General features: G+C 70.5%; 15 protein-coding genes and 1 pseudogene. 9 read left to right on the forward strand and 7 right to left on the reverse strand.

What is annotated here, in order from left to right; genetic code table 11:
• The first annotated feature begins 30 nt into the window (after window positions 1–30).
• Both L3Q67_RS14890 and L3Q67_RS14895 read left to right on the forward strand, forming a co-directional pair.
• Window positions 31–1,200 (forward strand): acyl-CoA dehydrogenase family protein, encoded by a 1,170-nt coding sequence (locus tag L3Q67_RS14890; protein ID WP_499190061.1) that lies wholly within the window; start codon window positions 31–33, stop codon window positions 1,198–1,200.
• Window positions 1,197–2,282, forward strand: coding sequence for an MDR/zinc-dependent alcohol dehydrogenase-like family protein (locus tag L3Q67_RS14895; protein WP_499190062.1), 1,086 nt, complete (start codon window positions 1,197–1,199; stop codon window positions 2,280–2,282). Before L3Q67_RS14890 ends, L3Q67_RS14895 begins: the two co-directional genes overlap by 4 nt.
• 47 nt (window positions 2,283–2,329) lie before the next feature.
• Here the strand turns inward: L3Q67_RS14895 and L3Q67_RS14900 are convergent, their stop codons facing one another.
• From L3Q67_RS14900 to L3Q67_RS14915, 4 genes are read right to left on the reverse strand one after another with little or no spacing between them, the layout of a single operon-like run.
• A complete protein-coding gene (locus L3Q67_RS14900; protein ID WP_209662673.1) occupies window positions 2,330–2,653 on the reverse strand; it encodes a hypothetical protein in 324 nt (107 codons plus the stop codon).
• Window positions 2,646–3,335 (reverse strand): TetR/AcrR family transcriptional regulator, encoded by a 690-nt coding sequence (locus L3Q67_RS14905; protein ID WP_499191539.1) that lies wholly within the window; start codon window positions 3,333–3,335, stop codon window positions 2,646–2,648. Before L3Q67_RS14905 ends, L3Q67_RS14900 begins: the two co-directional genes overlap by 8 nt.
• Complete coding sequence (locus L3Q67_RS14910; RefSeq protein ID WP_499190063.1) at window positions 3,332–4,903, reverse strand: ATP-dependent acyl-CoA ligase; 1,572 nt, start codon at window positions 4,901–4,903, stop codon at window positions 3,332–3,334. Before L3Q67_RS14910 ends, L3Q67_RS14905 begins: the two co-directional genes overlap by 4 nt.
• Window positions 4,900–5,646 (reverse strand): enoyl-CoA hydratase/isomerase family protein, encoded by a 747-nt coding sequence (locus tag L3Q67_RS14915; protein WP_499190064.1) that lies wholly within the window; start codon window positions 5,644–5,646, stop codon window positions 4,900–4,902. The genes L3Q67_RS14910 and L3Q67_RS14915 overlap by 4 nt, the downstream gene beginning before the upstream one ends.
• A 45-nt stretch (window positions 5,647–5,691) precedes the next feature.
• Here L3Q67_RS14915 and L3Q67_RS14920 point away from each other — a divergent pair, with 45 nt between their 5' ends.
• The 4 genes from L3Q67_RS14920 (at window position 5,692) to L3Q67_RS14935 (ending at window position 8,991) form a co-directional block, all read left to right on the forward strand.
• Complete coding sequence (locus tag L3Q67_RS14920; RefSeq protein ID WP_499190065.1) at window positions 5,692–7,272, forward strand: amidohydrolase; 1,581 nt, start codon at window positions 5,692–5,694, stop codon at window positions 7,270–7,272.
• 95 nt (window positions 7,273–7,367) lie between these two features.
• Window positions 7,368–7,817, forward strand: a complete 450-nt coding sequence (locus L3Q67_RS14925; protein WP_499190066.1) for a GNAT family N-acetyltransferase — start codon at window positions 7,368–7,370, stop codon at window positions 7,815–7,817.
• 10 nt (window positions 7,818–7,827) lie between these two features.
• Window positions 7,828–8,517 (forward strand): metal-dependent transcriptional regulator, encoded by a 690-nt coding sequence (locus L3Q67_RS14930; RefSeq protein WP_499190067.1) that lies wholly within the window; start codon window positions 7,828–7,830, stop codon window positions 8,515–8,517.
• Window positions 8,518–8,652: 135 nt separating this feature from the next.
• On the forward strand, window positions 8,653–8,991 hold the full coding sequence (locus L3Q67_RS14935; protein WP_499190068.1) for a transcriptional regulator: 339 nt from the start codon (window positions 8,653–8,655) through the stop codon (window positions 8,989–8,991).
• On the opposite strand, the gene L3Q67_RS14940 is transcribed toward L3Q67_RS14935, so the two are convergent.
• Entirely contained in the window at window positions 8,909–9,484 is a 576-nt protein-coding gene (locus L3Q67_RS14940; RefSeq protein WP_499190069.1) for an amino acid permease, read from the reverse strand. The two genes, L3Q67_RS14935 and L3Q67_RS14940, sit on opposite strands and share 83 nt — an antisense overlap.
• 70 nt (window positions 9,485–9,554) lie before the next feature.
• A pseudogene (locus L3Q67_RS14945) lies at window positions 9,555–10,237 on the reverse strand (amino acid permease); the annotation flags it as partial.
• A 35-nt stretch (window positions 10,238–10,272) separates the two neighbouring features.
• Here L3Q67_RS14945 and L3Q67_RS14950 point away from each other — a divergent pair.
• Entirely contained in the window at window positions 10,273–11,313 is a 1,041-nt protein-coding gene (locus L3Q67_RS14950) for a zinc-dependent alcohol dehydrogenase family protein (protein ID WP_499190070.1), read from the forward strand.
• A 34-nt stretch (window positions 11,314–11,347) separates the two neighbouring features.
• On the forward strand, window positions 11,348–13,243 hold the full coding sequence (locus L3Q67_RS14955) for an ABC transporter ATP-binding protein (RefSeq protein WP_499190071.1): 1,896 nt from the start codon (window positions 11,348–11,350) through the stop codon (window positions 13,241–13,243).
• A gap of 1,029 nt (window positions 13,244–14,272) precedes the next feature.
• On the opposite strand, the gene L3Q67_RS14960 is transcribed toward L3Q67_RS14955, so the two are convergent.
• Window positions 14,273–14,794 carry a CGNR zinc finger domain-containing protein gene (locus L3Q67_RS14960; protein ID WP_499190072.1) on the reverse strand — a complete coding sequence of 174 codons (522 nt, stop codon included), beginning with the start codon at window positions 14,792–14,794 and terminating at the stop codon, window positions 14,273–14,275.
• 85 nt (window positions 14,795–14,879) lie between these two features.
• Between L3Q67_RS14960 and L3Q67_RS14965 the strand changes: the two genes are divergently transcribed.
• Window positions 14,880–16,103 carry an MFS transporter gene (locus L3Q67_RS14965; RefSeq protein ID WP_499190073.1) on the forward strand — a complete coding sequence of 408 codons (1,224 nt, stop codon included), beginning with the start codon at window positions 14,880–14,882 and terminating at the stop codon, window positions 16,101–16,103.
• Window positions 16,104–16,158 lie beyond the last annotated feature (55 nt).

The following is a 16,158-nucleotide window of genomic DNA, read 5'->3' on the forward strand; positions in this document are numbered from 1 at the left end:
AGCGCTTAGTCATATGCGGGAGGCCGGCCGATGGACTTCACCCTCAGTGTCGAAGAACGGGAAGTGCGTGACTGGGTGCGCACTTTCGTCCAGCGGGAGCTGATCCCGCTCGAGCAGGAGGTGCTGCGGCGCGAGCGCGCCGGGCAGCCCGGCCTGACCGGGGACGAACTCACCGCACTGCAGCTCAAGGCCAAGGAATCCGGGTTCTGGGGCGTGCAGACGCCCGAGAGCTACGGCGGCATGGGGCTGTCCGCGGTGATGACCGCGCTACTGGAGGCCGAGCTGGGGCGCACCTTCGTGCAGTTCCGCTTCGGCGGCGCGGCGGACAACATCCTGTTCCACGGCAACGAGGAGCAGAAGGAGCGGTACCTGCTCCCGACCATCTCGGGCGAGCGGAAGTCGTGCTTCGCGATCACCGAACCGGGTGCGGGCTCGGACGCCAAGGCCATCCGCACCTCGGCGCGCAAGGTCGGCTCCGACTGGGTGATCAACGGCGAGAAGACCTTCATCACCGGTGGCAACGAAGCCGACTTCACCATGGTCTTCGCGATCACCGACCCGGAGAAGGGGGCCGACGGCGGGGTCACCTGCTTCCTGGTCGACCGCGACATGGGCTGGCGCTCGGAGTACATCGACACGATGGGCGAATGGGGCCCGGCGGCGCTGGTCTTCGAGGACGTCCGGGTGCCGGAGAGCCAGATCCTCGGTGAGCTGGGCGGCGGGTTCAAGCTCGCCATGCAGTGGATCGGCCGGGGCCGCTACCTGCTGCCCGCGCGGGCGATCGGCTCGTGCGAGCGACTGCTCGGCATGGCCATCGAGCACGCCAACACCCGCGAGACCTTCGGCGCGCCGATCGCCGACCGGCAGGCCATCCAGTGGATGATCGCCGACTCCGGCGTGGAGCTGGAGGCGCTGCGCTGGCTGGTGCTGCACGCGGCCTGGCAGGTCGACCAGGGCCTCGACTCGCGGCACGCGCAGTCCATCGCGAAGCTCTACGGCGGCGTGAAGGCCAACGAGATCGTCGACCGCGTGCTGCAGATCCACGGCGGCATGGGCTACACCCGAGAGCTGCCGATCGAGCGCTGGTACCGCGAACTGCGGCTGCTGCGCATCTACGAGGGCACCGACGAGATCCAGCGCCGCACCATCGCGCGCAACCTGCTCAAGGGGCACGTCAAGCTGGGCGGGGTGCTCGGGTGAGGACCAACGCGGTCGTCGTGCGCGGTGACGAGCCGGCGCGCGTCGAGGAGATCACCCTGCGCGAGCCGGGGCCCGGCGAGGTGCTGGTGCGCGTGGTCGCGGCCAGCCTGTGCCACTCGGACCTGTCGGTGATCAACGGAACGCTGGCGCACGAGAAGCCCGTCGTGCTCGGGCACGAGACGTCCGGGCTGGTCGCCAGGACCGGACCGGACGTGGAGGGCTTCGCCGAGGGCGATCCGGTGCTGCTGCTGTGGAATCCGCCGTGCGGCGACTGCTGGTACTGCGAGCAGGGCGAGCCGTACCTGTGCGAGAACACCGCGCAGCACTGGGCCGGCTCGCACGGCGTGGACGGTGACGGCGCCAAGGTCCACCCGTGCCTCGGGGTCGGCGGTTTCGCCGAGTACACCGTGGTTCCGGCGTCCGCCTGCCGCCGCCTGCCCGCGGACATCCCGCTCGACCTGGCCGCGTTGCTCGGCTGCGCGGTGACCACCGGTGTCGGCGCGGTGCTGTCCACCGCGAACGTCCACAGTGGTCAGTCGGTGGTGGTGGTCGGCCTCGGCGGGGTGGGCCTGGCCGCCGTGCAGGGCGCGCGCATCGCGGGCGCGAACCCGATCATCGCGGTGGACCGGGTCCAGGAGAAGCTCGCGCTGGCCGCCTCGATGGGGGCCACCGACACGCTGCTCGCCGGGCCGGAGGTGCGCAAGCGGGTCAAGGCGCTGACCGGCGGCCGTGGCGCGGACCACGTGTTCGACTGCGTGGGGCTGGCCACGACCATCAAGGAGGGCTGGAAGACCGCTCGGCGCGGGGGCACGCTCACCGTGGTGGGCATCGGAGGCAAGACCGAGGTGGTCGAGTTCAGCTCGCTGGAGCTCTACCACTTCGCCCGCAGCATCCTGACCTGCGTGAACGGTTCGTTCGACCCGGAGCGGGAGCTGCCTGCCTACATCGAGCACGTGCGAGCGGGCCGCCTCGACCTGCCGGCGCTGGTCAGCAAGGAGATCGGCCTGGACGGGGTGCCCGCTGCCCTCGGCGAACTCGCCGAGGGCAAGGTGGCCCGCGTACTGGTCAAACCGGGGGCGTGAGCGCGCAGGGCTGCGGGGAGCAGCCCTGCGCACCACGCGCGAAGGGTCTAGGTGGACTGGGCGCGGACGGCGAGGGGGACGCCGGCCAGGTCCTCCTCGTTGCAGAGGAGCTTGAGGTCGTAGTACGGCCGGCCTTCGCGCTCGTCGTAGTCCAGGTGCAGGGCCAGTACGTCGATGGGCTCACCGAGCCATTCCTGCGCCTGGCGCAGCCAGGTCGCGCAGCGTTCCAGCGCCGCGGGCAGATCGTCGTCACGGAAACCGACCGGGCGATACGGTACGTCCTGTACCTGATCACGGGGGTTCGCCGGGGTCGGCAGACCGGGAGCGAGACCGGATTCGTCCAGTTCGAGTTGGATCGTGTGCTCAGTCACCCTTCGAGCGTCCCCCAGTAATGCCGTCTGAGCAAGGCGCCGCGTGCGGATTTGGCGTGTTCCACACGTCCGCGACCACCGCTCGGCAATATCGGAGATCCGGATCGGGCCCGTTACCGGCGCTTTCCAGCGCCCGCAGCGCCAGCCGGGCGTATTCGGCGGCCAGTGCCTCCAAGGTGAGCGGTCCGCGTGGTGAATACCACCGGGAAACGCCGTTGCACATCTCCAGCAGCGCCAGCCGGGTGATCGACGGCTCGTCGGCGGAGAACACCCCACCGGCGACGCCGTCGGCGATCGCGGAGGTCCACAGCCGCTCGTAGGCGTCCCGCAGGCGCACCACCGGTTCCTGCGCGGCGGGGGAGAGCGCGCGCAGTTCGTTGTCCACCACCCGCGTCTCGTCGGGTCGCAGTGCGTGGCTCATCACATGCAGCGCGACCAGCCTGCCGAGGCGTTCCCGTGGATCCGCAACACCTTCGGTGGCCTTGGCTGCCCCATCGAGCAGCCGTTCCAGGCATTCGCGCATGATGCCCGTGAGCAGTTCCTCCTTGGTGCCCATGTAGTGGTAGAGGCTCGCCGACGACAGCCCCGCGGCCTGCGCCAGGTCGCGGATGCCGGTGCCGTGGAAACCCTTTTCCGCGAACAACCGGACCGCCGCCCGGCGGACGCGGTCGCCGGTGGTCACGGCAGCCACCGGGACTCCGTTCTGTCGTACGCGCCCGCACGCGGGTCTTCCTTGCGCAGTTCGCCCTTGGCCACCCGCTCGGACGGGGTGAGCGGCAGGGTGTCGGCGTAGACCCAGAACCGCGGCACCTTGAAGTACGCCAGCTTTTCCCCGCAGAAGCTCGCGAGTTCCTCCGGGTCGACCGCGCGCTCGCCGGAGAGCACCACGTACGCCTTGATCTCCTCGCCACGCAGTTCGTCCGGGACGGCGATGACCGCGGCGAGCCGGACCTCGGGGTGCAGCAGCAGCGCGCGTTCCACCTCGTCGGCGGAGATGTTCTCACCGCTGCGCCGGATCATGTCCTTGGTCCGGCCCACGTAAAATACGCGGCCACCGGTGTCCATGTGCGCCAGGTCACCGGTGTGGAACCAGCCACCGCGGAACGCGTGCGCGGTCGCCTCGGGATCGTCGTGGTAGCCCTGCATCAGGCCGATGCCGCGGATCAGCAGTTCCCCGGTTTCCCCGCGCGGCAACGGCTTGCCGTGCTCGTCGGCGATCATCACCTCGCGGGCGGAGTTCGGCCTGCCGATGCCGCCGGTGCCGACCAGTTCGTCGTGGTCGGCCACGGAAACCCGGATGTCGCTGCCGGTCTCGGTCATGCCGAACGCCTCGAACCACGGCACGCCCCAGCGCGCCTCCAGTTCGGCGTGCAGGTCGCGGGGGATCGCGGAGGCGAAGATGGCCCGCACGTGGTGCTCGCGGTCCTGCGGGGACTCCGGCTGCCGCAGCAGCAGCGTGGGCATCAGGCCGAGGCAGTAGAACCAGGTGACCCGGTGTTCACGCACCTTCGCCCAGAAGGTGGACGGGTGGAACCGGTCGAGCACCACCAGCTTCGCCCCGGAAGCCAGCCCCAGTGCCACGTTCCACTGTGGATCGATGTAGTGGAACGGCTGCGCGGTGAGCAGCACGTCGCCGGAGTAGACCTCGGGATCGTGCAGCACCAGCGACTTCGCCAGCGTGGTCCAGTAGCGGTGGGGCAGCACGCAGCCCTTCGGCGCGCCGGTGGTACCGGAGGTGTACTGGACGTTCGCCGCGCGCTCCCCGGCCGCGGTGAATTCCCGCGCGGGCCCCGTTTTGGTCAGCTCGTCCGGCGTGCGCACGCTGCCTTCCGGGGCGATGATGGTGAGCAGGTCGACGAATTCCTCGGCGGCCACCACGAGCTTCGCGCCGGAATGGGTGAGCACGTGTGCGCCGTCGAGTTCGCGGTAGTTGGTGTTGATCGGCACCAGGCTCGCGCCGAGTTTGGCCAGTGCGAGCCAGAGCAACGGGAATTCCGGCTGGTTGCGCAGCATCACCGCCACGCGGTCGCCCTCTTCGACGCCGAGTTCGGCGAGTGCGATGGCGAATTCGGTGCTCTGCGCGTCGATGTCGGCGAAGGTGAGCCGTTCGCCGGTGGCGTCGAAGTGCCAGGCTTCCTTCTCCGGCCACTGCTCGGCGGCCCTGGTGACCAGCGCGACCAGGTCGTCCACTCCGTCGAGCCTTTCGGGGGCCCGGGGGTCGTCCCCCGAGCGTGGGCGCGGCCCGGTCATGACCGGTTCCGGAAGTCGTCGGCCGACTTGGCGAAGTCGGGGGAGGTCTCGGTGATCAGCGCGTGGGCGACCTCGAGTTCGAGGGTGGCCTCCAGCGCCGAGTCGATGCCGTGGTCGATGGCGCGCTTGGCCAGCGTGACCGCGGCCGCCGGGCGCTCGGCGAGCTTCTCCGCCCAGCTCAGCGCGGTGTCGTGCAGGTCGTCGTCGCCGGTCAGCTGGTTCACCAGGCCCATGCCCTTGGCCACCGGCGCCTCGATCTTCTCGCCGAAGAGCAGCAGTTCCCTGGCCTTGAGCGGGCCGACGAGCAGCGGCAGCAGCCGGGACGCCGCCCCGGTCACGCTCAGCCCCAGGCCGACCTCGGGAAAGGCGAACACGGCGTCCGGCGAGGCGAGGATCAGGTCGCAGCCGAGCGCGAACTCGGCCCCGGCGCCCACCGCGTACCCGTGGACCGCGGCGACCACCGGCTGCGGCAGGTTGCGCAGCCGCCGGGTGACCTCCTGCAGCCGCTCGATCCGCTGCCGCGAGTCGCCGGTCTGGATCGGTTCTTTGAGGTCGTGACCGGCGCAGAAGGCGCGCCCGCGCCCGGCGAGCACCACGGCCCGCGCACCGGAGCCCGCCACCGCGTCCAGTGCGGCCAGCAGGTCCTCGACGAGTTCGGCGGAGACGGCGTTGAGCCGGTCCGGCCGGTTCAGCCAGAGTTCGGCGATGCCCTTTTCGACGGTGAGTTCCACGGTGCCGGTCATGGGTTCAGCCTAGACGTCCTATCGATCGATCGATAGGGTGAATTCATGCAGGTGGACGCGGTGTACGAGAACGCGCGGGTATGGACCGGCGAGTCCAGGACCGACGCGCTCGCGGTCCTGCACGGCCGGGTGGTGGCGCTTGGGGACGACGCGCGCGAGCTGTCCGCCCGCCGCCGGGTCGACCTGGGCGGTGCCTCGGTGGTGCCCGGCTTCCACGACGCGCACAACCACATGGCGTGGTTCGGCATGGGCTTGGACGACGTGCCGCTGGGCCCGTGCCGCAGCGTCGACGAGGTTTACGACGCCATCGCCGCTCGCGCCCGTGAGGTGCCGCCCGGCACCTGGATCATCGGCAGCGGGTACGACCAGAACAAGCTCGACGGCGGCCACCCCACCCGGCACGGCCTGGACCGGGCGGCGCCGGAGCACCTGGTGCGGCTGAAGCACACCTCCGGGCACATGACCGTGGTCAACTCGCGGGTGCTCGACCAGCTGGACCTGGCGAACTGCCCGGTCGGCGGGGACGTGGTCACCGACGAGCACGGCTCACCGACCGGACTGCTGCGCGAGCAGGCCCAGCTGCTCCTGCGCCCGCTGACCTACCCGACGCCGCTGGAGACGGTCGTCCGCGGTCTCGGCCGGGCGTCCCGGCGGTACCTGTCCGAGGGCATCACCAGCGTGCAGGAGGCGGGTGTCGGCGGCGGGCTGGTCGGTGAGACGCCCGCGGAGGTCGCCGCCTACCAACTCGCCCGCGAGCGCGGCCTGCTCGGCGTGCGGGCCACGGTCATGGTCGCCTCCAGCGTGCTGCACGACCTGGAAGACGTCGGTTTCGGCATCGACCTGGGCATCCGCAGCGGCCTGGGTGACGAGTGGCTGCGGATCGGGCCGATGAAGCTGTTCGCCGACGGCTCGCTCATCGGCCGGACCGCCGCGATGCACGACGACTTCGCGAACGACCCCGGCAACCGCGGCTACTTCCAGGTCCCCGAGGACGAACTCGCCGAGACGATCCTGCGCGCGCACCGGGCGGGCTGGCAGATCGCCACGCACGCGATCGGCGATCGCGCGGTGACCACCGTGCTGGACGCCTACGAAGCCGCGCTGACCGCGCACCCGCGCGCCGATCACCGCCACCGCATCGAACACTGCGGGGTGCTGCGGCCGCAGGAGGTCGCGAAGCTCGCCGGGCTGGGGCTGATCCCGTCCCCGCAGGGCCGGTTCGTCAACGAGATCGGTGACGGCATGCGCGCCGCGCTCGGGCCCGAGCGCGAAGGCTGGTGCTACCGGCTGCGCAGCGTGCTCGACGCGGGGTGTGTCCTGCCCGCCAGCTCGGACCGCCCGGTGGTGGACGGCGCGCCGCTGCTCGGCCTCAACGACATGGTCCGGCGCGAGACCGCGGCCGGGTACGTGCTCGGCCCGCAGGAGCGGCTGACCCCGGAACAGGCCCTGCGCGCGTACACGCACGGCTCCGCCTATGCCGCCTTCCGGGAGCACGAGCTCGGCACACTCACGCCGGGCAAGCTGGCCGATTTCGTGGTGTTGTCAGCGGATCCGACGGTGGCCGAGAGCCTGCCGGAGGCCAGGGTGCTCGCGACGGCTGTGGCGGGTGAGATCGTCCACGAGTAGTTCGGGGGTCCGGGGGTTGTCCCCCGAGCGGCCAACACAGAGTAGTTCGGGGGTCCGGGGGTCGTCCCCCGAGCGGACAACACAGAGGAGGACTGATGCCCGTTCGCGACGCGGTCGCCGGCGACATCGAGGAGATCTGCGCGCTGATCGAAGAGCACGCTGTCTACGAAGGCAAGGACGACCTGAAGCTGGACCGGGACGAACTGGGCGGGTTCCTGTTCGGGCCGTCGCCGAAGGCCTGGGTGCTGATCGCCACGCCGCCGGACTCGGCCGAGGTCGCCGGGTTCGCCTTCTGCTCGTGGAACTTCTCCACCTGGGAAGCACGCCCCGGGATCTGGCTGGACGACCTGTTCATCCGTCCGGAACACCGCCGCCACGGCCTCGGCCGCGAGCTGCTCGACGAGCTGGCCGCCCGCACCCCCGGCCGGGTCGAATGGGACATGCAGGCCGGGAATGCCAAGGCGGAAGCCTTCTACACCCAGCTCGGCGCCGAGCCGGTCCCCGGCTGGATCCGCTACCGCTGGCGGCCCGGCCGGAACCCGTAGGCTGTGGGGCATGTCTGACAGCACCATTCGGCGGTCGTCGTCCATCGAGGACTACGTCCGGGCGATCTACGGGCTGGTGGAGCGCGGCGAGGCGGTGTCGAACACCTCGCTGGCCGGACGGCTGGAGGTGAGCCCGTCCTCGGTGTCGGGCATGGTCACCAAGCTGGCCCAGCTGGGCCTGGTCGCGCACGTGCCGTACCGGGGGATCGAGCTGACCGCCGAGGGCCACCGGCTGGCCCGCGCGGTGCTGCGGCGGCACCGGCTGATCGAGACTTACCTGGTGTCCGAGCTGGGCTACACCTGGGACGAGGTGCACGCCGAGGCGGACGCGCTGGAGCACTCCGTGTCCGACCGGCTGATCGACCGCATCGCGGCGAAGCTGGGCAACCCGGTGCGCGATCCGCACGGCGACCCGATCCCGGCCGTCGACGGCAGCATCGAGGAACTGCCGACGGCCATCCTCGACGAGCTGCAGCCGGGTGTGGTCGGCGAGATCGTGCGCGTCTGGGACACCGACCCCGACCTGCTGCGCTACCTCACCGAGCACGCGATCAACCTCGGTGAGCGCATCGAGGTGGTGGAGCGCCAGCCGTTCGGCGGCCCGATCGTGGTCCGGGTCGGCTCACCGCCGGACGCCGCCACGCACGCGCTCGGCAAGGAGATCGCGCAGGCGCTCAGCGTGGCCGTGCGCCCCCGTTGAAGTCCCGTTAGGACCTTTCCACCGGTTGGAGATTCGCCCTCCCGCACGGGCATTGTTGCGCTTGGGGAGCGGGTCTACCGATCAAGCCGCCGCCGGGAATACGCTGCTGGGCCGGGTACCAGGAGCGGAGTCGCGATGACCGTGCGCACCGAAAGCCGTGAGGTCCGGGTTCTGCTGGAGAGCGGTCCGTTCGCGGCCGCGCTGCGAGCCGCCATCCGGGCGCGTGGCCTGGGCCTGGAGCGCATCCGGTTCCGGCTGCTCGATCGCGGCGTGCCGGTCAGCCTGGCCACGCTGAGCTACTGGCAGTCAGGCCGCTGCCGCCCGGAACGCCCTGAGTCGCTGGCCGCGCTGACCGAGCTGGAGGACGTGCTCGAGGTGCCGCCCGGCTCACTCACCCGCCTGCTCGGCCCACCGCGGCGGCGGACCCCAGCCGCCTTTGCTGCACCACGCCAGCCCCGATCGCGACCGCGGTGACCAGCAGGGTCAGCAGCATGGAGGTCCGGCTGGACCCGTTGACCAGCATGGCCACCACCACCGCGGCGAGCACCACCACGACCAGCAGCGACAGCACCGGGAACGCCCACATCCGCAGGGACAACCCGGCCTCGCCGCCTTCGCGGCGCACCCGCAGCCTGCCGCGGATCTGGGTGGCGGTGATCCACAGGTAGACGATCAGCGCCACCGCGCCCGAGGAGTCGATGAGGAAGGTGAACACCGTCTCGGTGGGCAGGAAGTAGTTGGCCACCACGGTGGCGAAGCCCATCGACGAGGACGCGAGCACCGCGCCCACCGGCACGCCGCGGTGGTTCGTCCGGCCGAACACCGGCGGCGCCTCCCGGCGGCCCGCCATCGAGTAGAGCATGCGCGAGGAGGCGTAGACCCCGGAGTTCAGGCAGGACAGCACCGCGGTCAGCACGATCAGGTCCATGACCACGCTCACCGCCGGGAAGCCCAGCTCGCCGAGCACGGCGGCGTACGCCGCTGGCGGTGACCTCGGCGGAGTTCCACGGCAGCAGCGTCACCACCACCAGGATCGACCCGATGTAGAAGACCAGGATCCGCCACACCACGCTGCGCATGCTCTTGCGCACGGCGTCCTCGGGGTGCTGCGCCTCGCCCGCGGCGACGGTGACCATCTCGGTGCCGAAGAAGGACAGGAACACCACGGTCATCGCGGTCAGCACCGCGCCCCAGCCGTGGGGCAGGAAGCCGCCCTGGCCGGTCAGGTTGCTCATCCCGGGCGCCGGGTGGTCGCCGAACAGGCCCAGTATCGCGCTCACGCCCAGCGCGATGAAGAGCGCGATCGCAGCCAGGACGGGATCGACGGCACCAGCTTGACGGTGATCGCGGCACCGGTGATCGCCTCGAAGCCGATGATCACGCACCACTGGTAGGCGTACAACCAGCCGATCGTGATGCCTGCCCACGGGCCCAGCTCGCGGGTGGCGTAGGTGGCGAACGACCCGGTGTCCGGCGAGGCGACCGCCAGCTCGGCCAGCATCCGCATCACCAGCACGACGACCACACCGGCCACCACGTAGGCGATGAGCACGCCGGGACCGGCGGTTTTGATGGCTTTGCCGCTGCCGACGAACAGCCCGGCGCCGATCACCCCGCCGATCGCGATCATCGACAGCTGCCGGGTGCTCAGCGCGTGGTTCAGTTCGCTCATGCCGCCCCCTGGACCCTGCTCGACGTTGGGGGCAGAGTTTGATCTCATCACCGGTTCGGGTCAAATCAGGGACGGGGAGTGGGATGCGCGCGGTGGTGTTCGAGGAGTACGGGGTTCGCCCGGTTTTGCGCGAGGTGCCCGATCCCGTGCCGTCCGCCGATGGCGCGGTGATCACCGTCGAGGCGACCGGGGTGTGCCGCAGCGACTGGCACTCGTTGCAGGGGCACGACTCCAGCGTCCGGCTGCCGCACGTGGCCGGGCACGAACTGGCCGGGCGGATCAGCGCGCTGGGCCCCCAGGTGCGCGGGTGGTCGATCGGGGATCGGGTGACTGTGCCGTTCGTGTGCGCGTGCGGGACATGCGCGCAATGCGTGGCAGGGCACCAGCAGATCTGCGATCGGCAGTTCCAGCCGGGCGCCACGCACTGGGGCTCGTTCGCCGAGCGGGTCGCGATCGACTGGGCCACGGCCAATCTGGTGCGGTTGCCCGACGAACTCGGCTTCGTCACCGCCGCCGCGCTCGGCTGCCGGTTCGCCACGGCGTTCCGCGCGGTGGTGCGGCAGGGGGAAGTCCGTGCGGGGCAATGGGTCGCCGTGCACGGGTGCGGTGGCGCGGGGATCTCGGCGGTGCTGCTCGCGGTCGCCGCGGGCGCGCGGGTGGTCGCGGTGGACCTCTCACCGGCGGCACTGGCGCTCGCCGTCGACCTCGGTGCCGAGGCCACCGTCTCCGGGGGTGACACGGCTTCGGCGGTCAAGGAGATCACCGGCGGCGGGGCGCACCTGTCGCTGGACTGCGTGGGCTTGCCGGCGACCTGTGCCGCTTCTGTTTCTTCTCTGCGCAAGCGGGGGATCCACGTGCAGGTCGGGCTGATGCCCCCGGAGCAGGGCGTTGCGCCGATCGCGATGCACGAGGTGATCGCGGGGGAGCTGCGGATCGTCGGCACGCACGGGCTGCAGGCGCACGAATACCCGGAAATGCTGGGCTTGGTGGCGTCCGCCGGGCTCGACCTCGACCGGCTGATCGGCCGCCGGATCAGCCTCGACGAGGTGCCGGACGCGCTGGTGGCGATGGACGAACCGGTGGCCGCGCACAGCGGCGTGACTGTCGTCGACCGCATGAGCTAGCGAAATTGTCGGTGCTGCCCGGATCATTCCCTGCGTGGCTTCCACGGGCGAACGGCTGATCGGCACCGACGAGATCGACGAGCCGGAATGGGCGGCGGTCGATCGGCGCGTCGCTGCCTCGAGCACCTGGGCGACGTTGCGGGCGATGCCGCGTGCCGCCGCGATGGTGGTCGGGCTGGCCTGGCAGACCTCGCCGCGGCTGACGGTGCTGCTCGGCGTGCTGCAGGTGCTGTCCGGCTGCGTGACGGCGTTCGGCCTGCTCGCCACGGCCGACGTGTTCACCCGGTTGCTGGAGGAGGGGCCGACGCCCGATCGGGTGCTCGGGTCGCTGCCCGCGATCGGGGTGCTGGTCGCGTCGTACGCGGTGCGCGCGCTGCTGGAGTCGGCGGTCGGCGCGGTGCAGGGCGAGCTGAAACCGCGGGTGGAGCGGCTGGCCGAGGACGAGGTGACCGTCGCCGTGGTCACGGTCGACCTGATCGCCTTCGAGGACGCGGATTTCCGGGAGCTGGCGCGGCAGGGCGGGCAGTACGGGGTGCGGGCGGTGGCGCAGAGCGTCACCCGGTTGTCGGACCTGTGCTCGTCGCTGATCGCGATGCTGGCGGCGGTGGTCACCGCGGGATTGCTGAACCCGTGGCTGGCGCCGGTGCTGCTGGTCGCCGCGGTGGCGGACGGCTGGGCGTCGATGCGGGTGGCGAAGCTGAACTACCGGACGTTCCTGCACATGGTCGGGCGGCAGCGTCGCAAGTGGATAGTCGACGACGTGCTCACCGGGCGGGACGCGTCGCTGGAGCGGCACGCGCTGACGCTGCAGTCACCGCTGCTGGCCGAGCACCGCGCGTTGTGCGACGAGCTGACCGAGTCGGACGTGCGGCTGGAGCGGCAGACCACGGTGATCCGGTTGCTGGGCCGGGTGCTGGCCGGGCTCGGCACCGGGCTGGCGTACGTGGTGCTCGGGTGGCTGCTGTACACGGGCGCGATGGACCTGGCGCTGGCGGGCACGGCGGTGGTGGCGATGCGAACGGCCTCGTCTTCGCTGTCGAACACGATCTACGCGGTGAACTCGTTGTTCGAGGAGTCGTTCTACGTGGATTTCCACCGGGAGCTGAAGGAGCAGTCGCGCCTGCGGGCGCGGCCCCCTTCGGAGGTGCCCGCACCACGGAACCCGGCGACCATCCGGCTGGAGGACGTCTCGTTCACCTATCCGGGGCAGGAAAAGCCCGCGCTGGACGGGATCTCGCTGACCTTGCGGCGGGGTGAGGTGGTCGCGCTGGTGGGGTCGAACGGGAGCGGCAAGACCACGCTGGGGAAGGTGCTGACCGGCCTGTACCTGCCGACGAGCGGACGGGTCTACTGGGACGACGTGGATGTCGCCTCGGTGGACGCGTTCTCGCTGCACGAGCAGGTCGCGGTGATCTCGCAGGAACCGACGCGGTGGCCGATGACCGCGGGGAACAGCATCCGCATCGGCCGCCTCTCGCGTCCGTCCTCGGGGCCACAGTGGACTTCCGCGCTGACGAACTCGGGCGCCGACGAGGTACTGGACGAGCTGCCGAAGGGCCCGGACACCGTCGTCTCGCGCTACTTCAAAGATGCCCAGGAACTCTCGGGCGGGCAAGCGCAACGGTTCGCCGTCGCCCGCGGCATCTTCCGCGACGGCGCCATCCTCATCGCCGACGAACCCACCGCGGCACTCGACGCGAAAGCCGAAGCCCGCGTCTTCGCCGGCCTGCGCCACGCCACCACCACCCACGACGGCACCCGCCGCACCACCGTCCTGGTCACCCACCGACTGGCGAACATCCGCCACGCGGACCGCATCCTCGTCATGGACGCCGGCCACCTCATCCAAGACGGCACCCACGCCACCCTCATGCAAACCCCAGGCCTATACCGCGACTACTACACCCTCCAAGCCACCCCCTACACCTAACCCCACCCCCACCTCCGCCGAACCCACATTCAGACACCCGAGTTCCACGCTCACGCACCCGAACCCCACGTTCGCGCACCCGAGTTCCACATTCGCGCACCCGAACCCCACGTTCGCGCACCCGAACCCCACATTCAGGCAGGCGAACTCCACGTTCGGACGCCCGAGTTCCACACCCATGCAGCCGAAACCCACGCTCCGGCAGCCGAGTTCCACATTCATGCACCCGAGTCCCACATTCAAACGCCCGAGTTCCACCTTCAGCATTCGAGTCACACGCTCGGGCGGGTGACTTCAGGTTCGAGCACCCGAGTCACACGCATGCAGCCACGTTCCGCGTTCAGGCAGGAGAATCCCGCGTTCGTGCACCCGAGTTCCACTTTCATGCACCCGAGTTCTACGTTCGCGCAGCCGAATCCAACATTCAGGCAGATGACCCCAACGTTCAGGCAGGAACTTCACGTTCAGTAGCCGAAACCCGCATTACCGCAGCTGAACCCCACACTTGGGCGCCCGAGCCCCACGTTCGGGTAGGCGACCCCCGCGTTCCTGTGGCCGAGCTCGTCACTCAGGCACCCAGGTTTCACATATCCACAGCCGAGTCCAATGGTCCGGCACCCGAGTCCTACGTTCGCGCGCCCGAGTTCTACGTTCGAGCAGCCGAGCCCCACCGTCGGGCAGCTGAATTCCGCGTTCAGGGCTCGGGTCCGCAGCGGAGGCCTTCCACGCCCATGCAGCCGAGTTCCCCGTAACCGAGTTCCGTGCTGAAGGAGGCAAGTGCCGCGCTCGGGCGCCCCGAGTTCCGCATTCCGGCAGCTGAGTCCCACGTTCGCGCAGCCGAACTCCACGTTCAGGCAGCTGAAACCCACATTCCTGCAGCTGAGTTCCGCATTCAGGTAGCCGAGTCTCACGTTGAGGTAGCCGAGTTCCACGCTAACGCAACCGAGGTCGGCGCTCACGCAGCCGAATCCGGTATTCAAGCAGCCGAGGTAGGCGGGAAGTCGTAGGCGGGAACCCCGAAGCGAAGGGTCACCGTGGGCGGGTGGCGTAGGTGCGTGCCTTCGCCCGGTTTCCGCATACCCGCATGCTGCACCACCGCCGCGCGCCTCGGGGGGACGAGTCCCAGAAGGCCCAGTAGCAGTTGTCGCCTGGGCACAGGCGTAGGCGTTGCCATGAACCGGCGGCCTGCGCCCGGGCGTATCCGATGGCCAGCTGGGTCAGGGCCCGCATGATCGGGGTGGTCGCCTGCGGTTCGAAATCAGGCCCCGAAGTGGCGGCGAACGGCAGGCGCGCGAAGCAGCTTACGTCCACCGGCTCGACGTCCGCGTGGTTCGCCAGCGCCAGGCCCCGCAGGGCCGACCGCAGGGAGAGGGCCAGGCGGAATTCGCGGGCAGAAGCCGGGGCCGAATCCACCATGAAACGCGAAGCCAGCCAACTGGTCAGGGCCGCGGCATCCGTCAGCTCGTCCGTCCCTTCCTCGACATCCATCGAGTTCACGAACGCCAGCACCGGCTCCAGGTACTCCGGCAGCACCAGCGGCGCTCCTGCCACACCAACCACCTCCCGGCTTGACAACCCGAGTGTAACCGATAGAGGCTTATAACCGGTTATGCCTCGCAACAGGTTAGGAGATCCGGTGTCCAAGCAGGCCCAGGCCCCGCCGCACCTTCGCAACGAGTGGTCGTTGCTGGTCTTCACCGCCACCACCAACCTCGCCGACGCGGTCACCAAGGTCGCGCTGCCCCTCCTCGCCGCCTCCCTGACCCGCTCGCCGACCCTCGTCGCGGGTGTCGCGGCGATGCTCTCCCTGCCCTGGCTGCTCACCGCGCTGCACATCGGTGTCCTGGTCGATCGGCTCAACCGCCGCAGCCTCATGGTCGCCGCCGAGGTGGCGCGCCTGGCGTCGATCGCCGTCGCCCTCGCGGCCTACCTGACCGGCGCGCTGTCCCTCCCGCTGATCTTCGGCGTCGCCGGGGTGCTCGGCGTCGCGGAGGTGGTCGCGCTGACCGCGGGCGCCTCGATCATCCCGGCCGCCGTCGCACCCCTCCGGCGGCACAAGGCGACCGCGCGCATCACGGCGGTCGAGTACCTCTGCAACGGATTCCTCGGCGCGCCCGTCGGCGGCTTCCTCGTCGCCGCGGGCGCTGGGCTCGCGCTCGGCGTGACCGGCCTCGTCTATGCCGCCGGTGCGCTGCTCCTCCTGATCCTCGCCGGCGATTTCGCCGCGAAACCCGTCGAACGCCGCTCCGTCCACCTCGAGATCCGCGACGGCCTCACCTTCCTCTGGCAGCACCGGGTTCTCCGCACCATGGCCCTCCTCGTCGCGGTGATGGCCGGTGCGTGGAACGCGTGGCTGGCGATCCTGCCGCTCTACGCCGTCGCCCCCGGACCGCTCGGCTTCGACGCCCGCGGCTACGGCCTGCTCCTCACCTGCCTCGGCGCGGGCGGCGTGCTCGGGGCGCTCATCGTCGGCCCGGTCAACCGGCTGGTCGGCCGCCGCTGGGCGATGTTCGCCGACCTGGTCGGCTCGGTGCTCCTCGTCGCCGTGCCCGCCTTGTGGACCAGCGCCTGGGCGGTCGGCGCGGCCGCGTTCGCCGCCGGGGTCGGCGGCACGATGTGGACGGTCAACGCGCGCCTGCTCGGCCAGGAACTGGTCCCCGACCACCTGCTCGGCCGGTTCAACGCCGCGTACCGACTGGTCAGCTGGGGTGCCGCGCCGGTCGCCGCCGCGCTCGCCGGGGTGCTCACCGAACTCGCCGGCTTCAGCGTGGCGTTCGGCTTCTTCGCGGCCCTCGGCGCGCTGACGATCGTCCCGTTCTTCCGGGTGATGACCGCCGAAGCCCTCCGAACGCGAGAGTAGGGCGAACCCCACCCTCCCTGCACCGGTGCACCCCAGTGCCCCGGCCGCCACCACG

This window comes from Saccharothrix sp. AJ9571 (genome assembly GCF_021725495.1).
GTDB classification, from domain to species: domain Bacteria; phylum Actinomycetota; class Actinomycetes; order Mycobacteriales; family Pseudonocardiaceae; genus Amycolatopsis; species Amycolatopsis magusensis.